The 13,451-nt window shown below is 33.0% G+C and carries 14 protein-coding genes; 7 read left to right on the plus strand and 7 right to left on the minus strand.

Annotated features, from left to right (window positions below):
• Positions 1–19: 19 nt before the first annotated feature.
• From O5O44_RS02320 to O5O44_RS02330, 3 genes are all read right to left on the minus strand, one after another.
• Positions 20–535 (minus strand): DUF6646 family protein, encoded by a 516-nt coding sequence (locus O5O44_RS02320; protein ID WP_289195578.1) that lies wholly within the window; start codon positions 533–535, stop codon positions 20–22.
• Positions 536–596: 61 nt separating this feature from the next.
• Positions 597–1,457: a cupin-like domain-containing protein gene (locus tag O5O44_RS02325; RefSeq protein ID WP_289196461.1), complete on the minus strand. Its 861-nt coding sequence runs from the start codon at positions 1,455–1,457 to the stop codon at positions 597–599.
• 70 nt (positions 1,458–1,527) lie between these two features.
• The gene (locus tag O5O44_RS02330; RefSeq protein ID WP_289195579.1) at positions 1,528–3,354 is read right to left on the minus strand and encodes a TonB-dependent receptor plug domain-containing protein; all 1,827 of its coding nucleotides are present in this window, start codon (positions 3,352–3,354) and stop codon (positions 1,528–1,530) included.
• A gap of 72 nt (positions 3,355–3,426) precedes the next feature.
• On the opposite strand from O5O44_RS02330, the gene O5O44_RS02335 reads away from it, so the two are divergent.
• A complete protein-coding gene (locus O5O44_RS02335; protein ID WP_289195580.1) occupies positions 3,427–4,929 on the plus strand; it encodes an aminotransferase-like domain-containing protein in 1,503 nt (500 codons plus the stop codon).
• Positions 4,930–4,942: 13 nt separating this feature from the next.
• Here the strand turns inward: O5O44_RS02335 and O5O44_RS02340 are convergent, their stop codons facing one another.
• A complete protein-coding gene (locus O5O44_RS02340; RefSeq protein ID WP_289195581.1) occupies positions 4,943–5,374 on the minus strand; it encodes a putative signal transducing protein in 432 nt (143 codons plus the stop codon).
• 123 nt (positions 5,375–5,497) lie between these two features.
• On the opposite strand from O5O44_RS02340, the gene O5O44_RS02345 reads away from it, so the two are divergent.
• The 5 genes from O5O44_RS02345 (at position 5,498) to O5O44_RS02365 (ending at position 7,947) form a co-directional block, all read left to right on the plus strand.
• On the plus strand, positions 5,498–6,019 hold the full coding sequence (locus tag O5O44_RS02345; protein WP_289195582.1) for a DUF2975 domain-containing protein: 522 nt from the start codon (positions 5,498–5,500) through the stop codon (positions 6,017–6,019).
• Positions 6,020–6,110: 91 nt separating this feature from the next.
• A complete protein-coding gene (locus O5O44_RS02350) occupies positions 6,111–6,635 on the plus strand; it encodes a DUF2975 domain-containing protein (RefSeq protein ID WP_289195583.1) in 525 nt (174 codons plus the stop codon).
• Between the two features lie 2 nt (positions 6,636–6,637).
• Positions 6,638–6,844, plus strand: coding sequence for a helix-turn-helix domain-containing protein (locus tag O5O44_RS02355; RefSeq protein ID WP_289195584.1), 207 nt, complete (start codon positions 6,638–6,640; stop codon positions 6,842–6,844).
• Between the two features lie 39 nt (positions 6,845–6,883).
• Positions 6,884–7,336 carry a DUF3157 family protein gene (locus O5O44_RS02360; protein WP_289195585.1) on the plus strand — a complete coding sequence of 151 codons (453 nt, stop codon included), beginning with the start codon at positions 6,884–6,886 and terminating at the stop codon, positions 7,334–7,336.
• Positions 7,337–7,401: 65 nt separating this feature from the next.
• Positions 7,402–7,947 (plus strand): GNAT family N-acetyltransferase, encoded by a 546-nt coding sequence (locus O5O44_RS02365; RefSeq protein ID WP_289195586.1) that lies wholly within the window; start codon positions 7,402–7,404, stop codon positions 7,945–7,947.
• Positions 7,948–7,957: 10 nt separating this feature from the next.
• On the opposite strand, the gene dinB is transcribed toward O5O44_RS02365, so the two are convergent.
• Positions 7,958–9,175: a DNA polymerase IV gene (dinB, locus tag O5O44_RS02370; RefSeq protein WP_289195587.1), complete on the minus strand. Its 1,218-nt coding sequence runs from the start codon at positions 9,173–9,175 to the stop codon at positions 7,958–7,960.
• A 13-nt stretch (positions 9,176–9,188) separates the two neighbouring features.
• Entirely contained in the window at positions 9,189–12,248 is a 3,060-nt protein-coding gene (locus O5O44_RS02375) for a DNA polymerase III subunit alpha (RefSeq protein WP_289195588.1), read from the minus strand.
• A 79-nt stretch (positions 12,249–12,327) separates the two neighbouring features.
• On the opposite strand from O5O44_RS02375, the gene O5O44_RS02380 reads away from it, so the two are divergent.
• Positions 12,328–13,092, plus strand: a complete 765-nt coding sequence (locus O5O44_RS02380) for an XRE family transcriptional regulator (protein WP_289195589.1) — start codon at positions 12,328–12,330, stop codon at positions 13,090–13,092.
• Between the two features lie 58 nt (positions 13,093–13,150).
• Here the strand turns inward: O5O44_RS02380 and O5O44_RS02385 are convergent, their stop codons facing one another.
• Positions 13,151–13,429 carry a F0F1 ATP synthase subunit delta/epsilon gene (locus O5O44_RS02385; protein WP_019388463.1) on the minus strand — a complete coding sequence of 93 codons (279 nt, stop codon included), beginning with the start codon at positions 13,427–13,429 and terminating at the stop codon, positions 13,151–13,153.
• Between the last annotated feature and the right edge of the window lie 22 nt (positions 13,430–13,451).

The raw sequence follows: 13,451 nt of genomic DNA on the forward strand, positions 1-13,451 counted from the left end.
AAATTCTCGTATGTTTTTTTTACAAGTTAAAACTTGCGCCAAAATTAATTGTAAATTGATTGTGTAAAGTTTCGGCTGCAGTTAAATTTTCAGTTTTATATTTTGCGAATGGCACATTTAATTCTGTGTAAATACCAAAACCTTCTGTAAAAAAGTAACGCGCTCCTAAATGACCACCAAAATTTTTAAGCCCTAGGCTTAAACCTGGATAAAGATCAAAATTTGGATCAACATTAATTACATTTCCTAAATTGGCATTAAATCTTGCTCTAACATCAAAACGGTTATCAAAATCGGCATTTAAATCTTCATTAGCGTTATTTTTTAGAATATCGTTAATACCTAAAAGATATGTTGAAGATATACCTATTGAAATATTTTCTCCAATACCAAAGTCGTAACTAACATTTATACCAGATCCGTTTTCTTGTAGGTTGGCACCAACTTGAAATTTGTTGTCGCCTTTTCCTATATAGGCTTGGGCGTTAATAAGCGAAACGCTTAACAAGATTATTAATAAAATTAAATTTTTCATGATTTGAGTTTTAAATTTAAGTGGGCAAATATATTACAAGTTTTTCAATATCAAACTTTATTTATAATTGTTTGTTAGTCTTTACAATAGCTTGCTCGTTTTTCCAATCTATCCATTTTTGCCCTTGTATCCGTCGCATAACGTTATCTATATTTCGCATGACGAAAACATTATAAACAGCTTTACTAAAATTTTTAGGGTTTCTAGCAATGGCCCGTAAACTCATCGAAAATCCTGGGGTAACGTAACGCATATAGTGCCAATAGCCTTCTGGCATATACAAAACTTCACCATGATTGAGCTCGGTTTTAAAGCCTTTTGCTTTTTTTAGCATTGGCCATTTTTCAAAATCAGGGTTATTAAAATCGATATCTTCTCTGGTTATTAAAGAATGGGGTATTTTATATAAATAATCATTTTGATTTTGGTCAAATAATATAACCTGTTTTTTGCCTTCAAAATGAAAATGGAAAATATTTGCTAAATCTATGTCGTAGTGCATAAAGGTATGGGAGTCTTTTCCTCCAAAAAACAGCATCGGGATACCTTTCATAAGGCGCAAACCAAAATCAGGAAATGTGAAATCTTGCTGTAGTTGCGGAATTTCTTTAAGCGCATTCCATAAAAAAATACGGAATTTGGTTGGTTCTCTTTTTAGTAAGTCGATATACTCACCAAGTTTCATTTTAGCATGGGGTTCATTAAAACCATCTTTATAGTCAACGGGTCTGTCATCATAAAGTGGGACAATAATATCGCCGCCTACTGCTTTCATGTAATCTAAATTCCATTTGGTATAAGCTGGCCAATCTTCAATAAAACGTTCTATAACCACAGGTTTTTGCGGCTTAAAATAGTGCTTTATAAATTCCTCTTTAGTTAACGTTTTAACGCGAGGAATGTCTTGTAAGTTTAATGACAACACTTAATAAATTTAGATGTGCAAAGTTATGAAAACGTTAGCAAATCTAAATTTATTATGTATTTTTTGGTTAATTAAAATTATATCGCAATCCAAAAAGCACATTGCTTGGTGGCATTGGTACAAATCCGGCTTCAATATAATCGGCATCAAAGATATTACTTGCTGTTATAGTGAATTCAATTTGTTTTAATTGAAGTGCTAAGGATGCATCCCAAACATTATAGCTGTCTCCAGTAGTACGTTCAGCATGTTTATAAATTATATTCTGACTTACATTTTTAAATAATTGTGTACTTAAACGCGTGGTAAATTGATGCTTTAGTGTATTTAATGAATATCGAGATAAGTCTTTATTCTGATCTAAAATGTCATCATCTAAAAAATTATATCCTACAGCCAGTGTTTGGTTGAAACCACTCCATTTAAAATGATAAGCCACATCAACTTCAAATCCTTTAGTATTTACTTCTGCAATATTTGTAGCTGTATAGATGGTTTCTGTGGTGTTTGGGCGAATATAATCAATCAAATTTTGAGCATCTCTATTAAATAATGCTAATGAACCTGTAAACTTTGGTGAGAAAAATTTAATTCCAATTTCTTGAGCAAAAGCTTCTTCTACTTCTAAATCTGGGTTTCCAATGGTACTTGAATCGTTATAATACAAATCGGTATAAGTTGGTATTCTATACGTGTAACCAATATTTCCGTAAGCTTTTAACTGGTCGGTAATTTTTAAACCAATATCAATTCCAGGAAATGCATAAAAATCGAAATCTGAAAAATAGGTAACTGCAACACCAGGAGTAATATCTAGATTATCATTAAATGCCTTAAACTCATGTTCTAAAAAAAGCGTCGTCATAAATCTATTTCGGTCTCCTAGATTATTACTTCTAATATAAATTTTAGACATATCGATACCAAACCCAGTAGTTCCTGCTTTCGATTTATAGTTGGCATTCACTTCTGCACCAATTTTATTAGTAATATGCAAATTTCTGTAAACCGTTGGGTCGTTTCTAAGGTATACATATTTATCTTGGTTTCTTTTCCAGTAAATACGCGGTGCGATGGTTAGTTTTTCGGTGTTAAATTGTGTAGAAAACCCAATCAAACTGTTTTGAGTTTCTTCATATTGTTCGGTGGCACTTGCTCTGGCATAAAAACCGTTGGCACCAAACTTGCGCTCTTGGAACGTGGCAATCATTTCAACAGCTTTTTTATTTTTATTAAATACACTTTTCACAAAATAATTACTGTTGTCGAAATCGGTGTTATGACGATAACCTGCGGAAGACATTTTATCAACATGCACAATATGTGATGAATTTTCTAAGCTCGAACCGATGGTTACGCCTCCGTTTAATTGTCCAAAAGATCCTGTTTCTGCTTTAACCGATATAGAGTTGCTTAATTCTTTTTTAGTAACAATATTAATGGCGCCACTAAATGCATTTTGTCCAAAAACACGAGCAGCAGGCCCTTTAATAATTTCAATGCGTTCGATAACTTCAAGCGGTAATGCGGCATTCATGGTGTGGTGCCCGGTTTGAGCATCGTCCATTTTTATACCGTCAATAAGTAGTAATGTTTGGTCGAAACTACCACCTCTAATATATAAATCAGCTTGACTTCCAGCTGTTCCACGACGACGAATATCAACTCCAGCAACTTGTTGTAATAAGTCGGCAACATTTGTAGAAGCACTATTTTTTATATCTTCCGAAGTTATAATATCAATCGTTCTAGAATTTTCTTTAAAAGGCAAATTTATTCTAGTTGAAGTAATAATAATTTCTTGTAAAGAATCTGTTTTTATAGGTTCTACTTGTGCTTGAGCAGTTAATGTGAATAAAAATATTAACGAAATAATAGATAATTTTCTTTTCATAATATGAGCTTGTTTAAAACGCTGCAAAAGTCGTAACTTTCCGGACGAGTTTAATAGTCCAGTTTTAAAACAATGAATAGTCCGGTTGGTGTGCTTCTTAAACAATTAGTAGATTTTGATAAATCGAACATACAACCTGTATATCTACAAATTGCTCAACAAATTATAAATGCTATTCAACGTGGTTATATTTCTAAAGGTTCGGTTTTACCAGGAACGCGAGTTTTAAGTCAGATTTTAAAAATTCATAGAAATACTGTAGTTGCTGTTTACGATGAGCTTGCCTCACAAGGTTGGGTAGAAATTATACCAAATAAGGGTACGTTCGTATTAGTGCCAGAGCAAACAACTGCAACTATAAAAGCTGGCACACAGAAGTTAGATGCTGTTTATCAATATTCAAAAATAACAGGGTTTCCATTTCAACCTTCCTTTAATTTGGCTTCAACTTCGCAAATAACAGAAGCTAAGCATAGTATTAATGATGGTAGTCCAGATTTACGACTGCATCCTGTTTATCAATTTTCTAGATGGTATAGTGCCGTTATGAAACGAAAAACATTAATTAATAAATGGAACCAGCCTAATCAATCCAGTTATTCTTTATTTGAGATTCAACTTTGTAATTACTTAAACGCCACCAGAGGATTTCATATAAAACCTGAGAATTTAATTAGTACAAGAAGTACCGAAATGAGTTTGTACATTGTTTCAAGGCTTTTAATAAAACAAAATGATGTGGTTTTAGTGGGAAGTTTAAGTAATTATGCCTCTAATATGATTTTTCAACAAGCAGGGGCAACGATAAAAACCATTCCTATTGATGCCGATGGCATAGATGTAAATTATATAAAAACTCATTTTGTTAAAGGAAGTATTCGCTGTGTGTATGTTTGTGCACATAGGCAATATCCAACAACTACGACGTTACGAGCAGAAAGACGATTGCAATTGTTAGAATTAGCAAAAGCCTATCAATTTGCTATTATTGAAGACGATTACGATTACGATTTTCAGTTTGAAGGATCTGCCATATTACCAATGGCAACAGCCGATGCTAGCGGAGTAGTTATTTATCTAGGAAAATTTGGTCAGTCATTATTTCCAAGTTTTCAAACAGGTTTTGTTGTGGCACCAGAAAATTTGATTTCTGAAGCTAAAAATTATCTACAACTATTAGATAAGCAAGGTGATGTTATTCAAGAACAAATGCTTACTGAGTTAATTTCTGAAGGTGAAATATATCGTCTTATGAAAAAAAACATTATCACTTATAAGCAACGGCGCGATTATTTATGTAAGTGTTTAGAAAGTAATTTTAAGGATATTTTAAGCTGGAAAACACCATCTGGTGGTTTAGCTCTTTGGTTGCAATTTCAATCTGAAATTTCATTAGTAAAATTAGCCGAAGCAGCCGAAAAGGAAGATTTATTTATTCCAAATACATCATTATATCAAGATAAAAATACCTGCGCCATTCGTTTTGGCTTTGGGCATTTAAATGAGGAAGAAATTGAACGTGTAATAAAGAAGTTAAAGAAAGCGTATCAATCTGTGTATTCAGTTTATAATTAGGATATTTTTATATTCAGTGTTTACCCATATCAAATTCAGCATTACAATCTTCACATTTGTATCTGTGTTTCTCGTAAAGTGGAAGTACATTTACAAAGACGTTTAAAACAAGCGCAAAAACAAATGCAAAAAATGATTTAGCATTTTTTATAGTTGAAAATAGTTCTATTTTTTCGCTATTACAATTTGGGCAAATAATAGTATTACCGTCATCATCAACAGAATATTTTTCTATGGATTTTAAAATGTCTTGTGCTTCTGAAGCTTGATGTGTCAAAACTTTAAGTTTCACACCACCAATGGCATTGCTAACCAACGGATCGGTATCAATAGTTAAATTATCTGAAAGAAAAACTTGAATTCCTTCAGCCTCTAATCGCCCTTTTATAATTTGTGCTTCACTTGAATATTGAAATCTTGCAATCGTAGTGAAGGTATCTGTCATAGTTAAAAAATAATTTTAGTAAATATAGTTATTATGGCTTGTAGACTAATTTATTTTTTTATTAATAAATTATTGTTTTTCGATAATTTTTGTATATTTGTTATTGTTAAACGATAATTTATTATGAAAACAAAACAAATCTTAAAAACAATGAAGGTTTTATCTTGGATCATTTTTATTGGTTTATGTATTAAATCTGGAGCAATGTTAATAGTGTTTTTAGTTAGCTTAGTTGTGAACAACGTGGTTTCAACAGATTTATATCAAGGGTTGGACTTCATAGAACTATTTAATTTTTCTAAGAGCCACTATAGTGTTTTTGTAATACTTATTATTTTAATATCAATGATAAAGGCATATCTCTTTTATTTAGTGGTTAGAATATTTTTAAAAATTAACTTGAATAAACCATTTAGCTTAAACGTTGCTAACCTCATATCTAAAATTAGCCATGTTGCCTTTAGTATAGGTGTTGTAGCCTTCGTAGCAAATATTTATAACACTTGGCTAATAAGTAAAGATGCTGTTACTCGATTGCATTGGCCTATACAAGAGTATTTATTTATGGCTGGAATAATATTTATTATTGCGTTTGTTTTTAAATGTGGTATCGAAATCCAATCTGAGAATGACCTAACTATATAATAATGATAGGGGTCTGAGTAATTCTTGATGCTAAAGAGATGTTTAATGGCGAATTACATCTGATCTATTAAAAACGATAAAATTTATACAAATGAAAGACAATACCAACATATTAATCATTATCACTTGGGGCATATTATTAGCCTCAGTTTCGGTGTTGCTCAATGATATGAGAGAATTTGATTTTAATCAATTTAAAGAATTTCAAAATTGGGCAAAAACGGCAAATAAGAAAGAGTCTTGGTTTACTTCAAAAAACGCGATTCAATGGAGTTATTACGCCATTAGTGCTGGGTTGTTTTTTTGGAGGGGCTATCTTCTTTATGGGTTTTCTTATTTTTTATCTATTCTTAAAGAAATCGAAAATGGAAACTATTTCAGCGATAAGAATATTAAATATTTTAAAAAGATTGGAAATATCTTTATTTGGTATACTGTTAATGTTTTGATTTTAAGATTTCTTTTGGCGGCAATTGGTAAATCTACTTTTAACTTTTTTAACGAGCTCAAAGCGGAGTTTACCTTTTTAATTCCAGTAGGTTTAGCATTTTTTATTCTTGCTGAAATTTTTAAACGCGCTAAAGACACTGAAAAAGAAAACGAATTAACCATTTAAGTATGTCAATAATCGTAAATCTTGATGTCATGCTTGCTAAGCGGCAAATGAAAAGCAAAGAACTAGCTGAAATTATTGGTATAACAACGGCTAACCTTTCTATCTTAAAATCTGGAAAAGCTAAGGCGGTTCGGTTTTCAACGTTAGAGGCTATCTGCAAAGCATTGGATTGTCAGCCAGCAGATATTTTAGAGTATGTAGAGGATTAAAATTGTATTTTTGATTCTGACGTCACTTTACTTTTTAATATGAAAACGTATTTCTTCATTCTATTATTCTTAATATCAGCAATTAGTTTTGCACAAAACAACCACATTGTAAAAACTGAAGACGGTAGACGTGTATTATTAAAAGCCGATTTTACTTGGGAGTATATTGATGCTGAAGCTCCTGCTGTAAATAATTTGCCCGTTGAAGTACAATCGCAAGTTAGTAAAAGTTCAGAATGTAAATTAACTGATGATTTTGTTGAGCCTAAGTTAGATCAAAAAATACAACAACAATTAAAAAAAGGTCGTGCTACAATTAATCATATTAAAAAGAAAGTAGCAAAAGATAACAACTGTACTCTGGAGGAAGTTTTACTACTAACAGTTTCAGAGCAAAAATCAAAAGGATTATATACATTTTGTGCTAATGGAAAGTTGGTTAAATATAAGCGCGTTGGGAATACCATTATAAAAAACACTAAAATTTTCTAGTTAATATCATTGTCTTTTTAATTTCAATACTTTGCCTGTTATTTATCATTTAAATTATGGTAAAAATGAACATAATATACTCTCGAGCTGCAACTGATGAAGAGTTGCATCAAATTGTAAAACTTCAAGAACGAAACTTAAGAACTGTTTTATCGACTAAAGAAAGGCTGGAAGAAGGATTTGTTACTTTAAAGCATAGTTTTGAGATGCTCAAAAAAATGAATGATGCTTGTGCACATTGTATTGTCAAACACGAAGGTGAAGTTGTTGGATATGCTCTATCGATGCTGCAAGATTTTAAAAATGACATTCCTTTGTTAGCACCTATGTTCCATGAAATTGATGAGGTATTACAAGAAAAAGACTTGTATAAAAACTATATAGCAATGGGGCAAATATGTGTAGATAAAAACTTTAGAGGCCATGGGGTTTTTAGGGGGTTGTATTATTATATGGCAAACCAGCTAAAAGATGATTTTGATGCTATTATTACAGAAGTTGATACTAAAAATACACGGTCTTCCAATGCGCATAAAGCGGTTGGTTTTGAAGTTTTAAAAAATTACACATCTAATAATCAACTATGGGAAGTGATCTTGTTAAAACTTTAAAAATAGAAAGTTACTGCCTCCTATTCGCCAAAAGTGGCGGCGGTTCGCCTGTAAAAGGATTCCATCTACTAATGCTTTTGGCTTCCATTCCTGCCGCATTTATTACTGCCCTATCGCCATAACGTTCGCGCATTTTATCTATAGCTTCACTTAAGTGCAGTTGTTTTTCATTGTCTTCAAATAAATTAATTTGATGTCCGCCTTCAACCAAATGGCTAAATTTCACACCAATAAGTCGTACCAATAAACGACGGTTGTACAGTTTTCTGTATAAATCTAATACCACAGGAATAATGGTATGATCCATAGCGCTATACGGAATGCGTTGTTGTTGTGTATACGTTTGAAAATCAGAATATCTAATTTTAAAGGTAACACAAGCGGTTAATTTGTTACCTCGACGCAATTGGTAGGCTAAATTTTCGGCCATAGCTATAATAATGCCTTTTAATTTGGCAACATCGGTAGTGTCTTTATTAAAGGTACGCTCTGTTGAAATAGATTTGCGTTCGTGGTATTGAACCACAGGACTATTATCGATGCCGTTTGCCTTTTTCCAAATGCTTAAACCATTTTGACCAAGTACACGATGCATGAGTTCCATGGGCATTTCTTGCACGGTTTTAATGCGTTTTACACCTAAATCGCACAAGGCTTTGTAAGTAACATTGCCAACCATAGGTATTTTTTTTACGGAAAGTGGTGCTAAAAAAGGTTTTTCAGTGCCCGAAAGAATACGTATTTCGTTATTAGGTTTTGCTTCGCCAGTGGCTATTTTTGAAACGGTTTTGTTAACAGACAACCCAAACGAAATGGGTAAACCAGTTTCTTTTATAATACGTTGGCGTAATTCTGAAGCCAGTTTATGGCAACCAAAAAACTTATCCATACCGGTAAGGTCTATGTAAAATTCATCAACCGATGTTTTTTCATATAAGGGTACAGCTTCTTTAATAACTTCGGTAACATTTTGCGAAAACTTGGTATAAACACCAGAATTACCTCTAAGTATTATCGCTTCCGGACACAGCTGTTTTGCTAAACGCATAGGCATTGCAGAATGTATACCAAAGCGTCGTGCTTCATAACTACACGAGGCTACAACACCTCTATCAGAAGTACCGCCAATAAGCACCGGTTTTCCATTAAGGCGGCTATCAAGCAAACGCTCGCAGGACACAAAAAAGGTGTCTAAATCCATATGAACAATAGAACGCTCGTAACTCATATCTTAAAATCTATTACAATGTTTCTGGAGTACGCCTCATTATTTTTGGAGACATAGGAGACAGTTGATTTGCTTTATGGTCTGCAAAACTTTTTTTATTCTGAAAAGTGCTGTTTAAAGAGTTTACAGCATAACGCGGGTCTTCAATAATCGCAGAACGTTCCATAGCCGAAACTTCAATAGTCACACAATCAAATTCTACCATTATTTTTCCTGTAATGCTGTAAATACCTTTTCCGCGAAACGGGTATTTTGCTGCCACAGGCGGAAAGTGAACGGTATCAATAAAATTACCATCGTAGTCTAAAAACGTACCAAAGTGCATGCTTTTTCCGTTGGAAGTTCGGGTGTTTTTTGTGGCTACCAAATAGCCTTCAATAGTAATGGTTTTATTTTGCAAATGGATTAAATGTTCTGCTCGCATGGGGTTTGATGTTGGGGTTTGCAATAAATGAAACGGATTGCATAATGGAAAACCTAACAACTCCATTTCATCAAAAGCGTTTTCTAAATCGGTGCTAGATAATCTTGGTGTTTTGTAATTTATACGCTCGGTTTTAAACAAGGTTATTACATGCTCTTGAATAACTGTTTTGCTAATTTTAAGATGTGCTTCCCAAAGCAATTCTCGTTTATTAATTTCTGTAAACCTAAATGCATTAATTTTTAGGAGTATTGAAATTTGTTCTATAGAAATAGGGACGCGTTCAATAAAATCATCTAGACTTTTAAAAAGGCCGTTACCTCTGCGTTCTTCAATAATTTTAGCAATGGTTTTTGCTTCTAAAGCATGCAAGAACATAAAACCTAAATAAATGGTTTTTCCTTTAATAATAGCCATATTGAAGCTGTGGTTTATACATGGTGCTTCAATAATACCACCATGCATTCTGGCTTCTTGTACATAAAGTTCGGTTCTATAAAAACCACCAAAATTATTAATGGTAGCGACCATATACTCCAAAGGATAATAGGCTTTTAAAAACAGACTTTGGTAGCTTTCTACAGCATAAGAGGCGGAGTGTCCTTTTGCAAAGGCATAGCCAGCAAAGCTTTCAATTTGGCGCCATACATCTTCGGTTATTGTTTCGGGCTCTCCTTTTTGTTTGCAATTATCAAAAAAGAGTTGCTTTACTTGTAAAAATTCGTCGCGCGATCGAAACTTGCCCGACATCCCTCTACGTAGTTTATCGGCTTCACCTAAAGTTAATCCGCCAAAAATATGCGCAACTTTAATAACATCTTCTTGATACACCATAACGCCATATGTTTCGGGCATAATTTTTAATAAAACAGGGTGCGCTTCTTTAATGCGTTCAGGATAACGGTAGCGTAAAATATACTCGCGCATCATTCCAGATTTTGCAACACCAGGACGAATAATAGAACTGGCTGCCACCAAACCTAAATATGTATCAACGCGTAGTTTTTTAAGTAGCATACGCATGGCGGGAGACTCTACATAAAAGCAACCAATAGCTTTGGCATTTCGCAGCAGGTGTTTAATGTTTTCGTCTGCTTTAAATCGTTTAATATCGTGAATATCAACTGGCTTTTTTTTAGGATGATTATAGGCTATAATCTCAACGGTATCTTTAATTTTTCCTAACCCACGTTGGCTTAAGATATCGAATTTATACAACCCGATATCTTCGGCAACAACCATATCAAAATGTGTGGTAGGAAAGTTTTTTGGGGGCAAAAAAGTGGCTGTGTAAAAATGAATGGGTTTTTCTGAAATAATAATACCGCTAGAATGAATACCTAAATAGTTTGGAAACCCTTGAATGTATTCGCTGTATTTAATAACCAATTGCGATAATTTATCAAGCTGATTGATTTGATATTTACCTCGAGTAAGTATATCCATTTCAGATTTAGGTAATCCAAAAACTTTTCCTAATTCGCGCACTGAAGCTCTAAACTTAAAGGTGTTGTAAACCGTTAATAGTGCGGTGTTTTTAAAGGTTTTGAAAATAAATTTGGTAATATCGTCGCGGTCTGTCCACGAAAAATCAATATCAAAATCGGGTGGATTTTTACGATACAGATTTATAAAACGTTCAAAATACAAATCGAGCTCTATGGGGTCTACATCGGTAATGCGAAGTAAATAAGCCACAATACTATTGGCGCCACTACCACGACCAACGTAGAAATAGCCCTTGCTTCGGGCATATTCTAAAATGCGCCAATTAATAAGAAAGTACGATACAAACCCTTTTTCTTTAATAATTTCAAGTTCTTTTTTAATGCGATTATAAATCACATCATCAGGGTTTTTATAGCGATACGGTAAGCCTTCGTAAGTTAATTTTTTAAGTAGCGTATAATCTGAATCTTCATTTTCGGTATACGATTTTTGGTTGTTAGGTACTTCTTGCGAAAAATCGAATTCAATTTGGCAATTTTCTAAAACAGATTGTGTGTTTTTAATAAGTTGCGGAAATTCTTCATAGGTTTCACATAACTCATTATATGGCAACATCATATCGTTGGGGTCGCCTTCTTCTGTTTTAGAAAGTTTACTTAATAAGGTGTTGTTATCAATAGCACGCAATAATCGGTGGGTGTTAAATCCTTTTTTATTTTGAAAAGAAACCGTTTTTAAAACCACCAGTTTATGTTGTAATTTATTCCATTTTGAAAATTTAAGAGCGTTGAGGTCTTTAGGTTTAATGCCTAAAAACTCGTTGTCTTTAAGTGTATAATCGTTTTGATTTTTATACGGATAAATAACAAAAGTGTCATCAAGCTGAGGTGCTTTTTCAGGGATTTTTAAATGACTATCGTGTAAAAATGTAGACAGATAGCTGTTGATGTTTTGAAACCCGTTGTTGTTTTTTGCTAATAACACAAATTGTTGCTGTGCACCATTTCTAAAATCGACACCAACTACAGGTTTAATTTCATATTTTTCAGAAAGTCGCACAAAATCTAAACTGGCCGATGTGTTATTAATGTCGGTTAATGCTAATGTATTAGCCCCATTTGCAGAGGCTATAGCAAGTAATTGCCTTGGGGCAATGGTGCCGTAACGCAAACTATAATAGGTGTGACAATTTAAATACATAGGATTAACAAAATTAGCTACTATTTGTAGTTTTTGTTGCTTATATTTGTAGCAAATAATGTTAAAATTTATTTTTATAATGAAGCATATCCAATCTAACATAAAACACTTACGAAGTCTTAAGAAGTTTTCGCAAGAGCGTTTTGCTGAAGAATTAAAGTGGACACGCTCGATGGTTGGGTCGTATGAAGAAGGGCGTTCAGAACCACCAATAGACCGTTTAATAGAGCTTTCTAGTTACTTTGATATTCCTATAGATATTTTAGTGAAAAACGATTTACGGGGCGCTAAAGACACCTCGTTTATAGAAGTAGGGAATAAGCGTGTATTGTTTCCTATTACAGTTAATGAAGCTAATGAAGATTTAATAGAAATTATACCCGCAAAAGCATCGGCAGGTTATTTACAAGGGTATGCAGATCCTGAATATATTGAGCAGCTTCAAAAAATAAAACTCCCTTTTTTACCAACAGGTACGCACAGAGCATTTCCTATAAGTGGCGATTCTATGCTTCCTGTTAAAGATGGCTCCTTTATTGTAGCGAAGTTTGTTGATAATGTAAACGATGTAAAAAATGGTAGAACCTATGTTGTTTTAACAAAAAGTGATGGTTTGGTATACAAGCGTGTTTATAATAAAATAGAAGAGAAAAACAGTTTGGAGTTGCATTCTGATAATAAAATGTATCAACCATTTGATGTTAAAATTGAGGATGTTATTGAGCTATGGGAGTTTACCTGCTGCATCAACACCCAAGAATATGATGCCGATGAACTGAAGTTAAGCAGTATCATGAATATGTTTCAAGAATTAAAGATTGAATTAGAATCCATAAAAAAATAGCATAAAAAAACGCGAAGTAATTACTTCGCGTTTTTTTTAAATATTTTAAAACTGAAACTTAATCAGCTAGAACAATAATCTTATTATCTTTCATTTCAAGAGTTCCAGAATTTATTTTTAATAATGTTCTACCATTATCACCTTTAGTAAATTTATCTTGAACCTCTTCGTTTAATTCAATATCACCTAAAATTTTCACAAAGCCTTCCTTAAGTATAGATACTATTGGTGCGTGATTGTTTAACATTTCAAAGTCTCCATTTACACCAGGAACAGCAACACTAGTTACTTCTCCGCTAAATAAAGTTGCTTCAGGTGATACAATTTCTAAATACATAATTTTTATAATTGAAAATTGA

The organism is Algibacter luteus (assembly GCF_030344935.1).
Taxonomy (GTDB): Bacteria; Bacteroidota; Bacteroidia; order Flavobacteriales; family Flavobacteriaceae; genus Arenitalea; species Arenitalea lutea.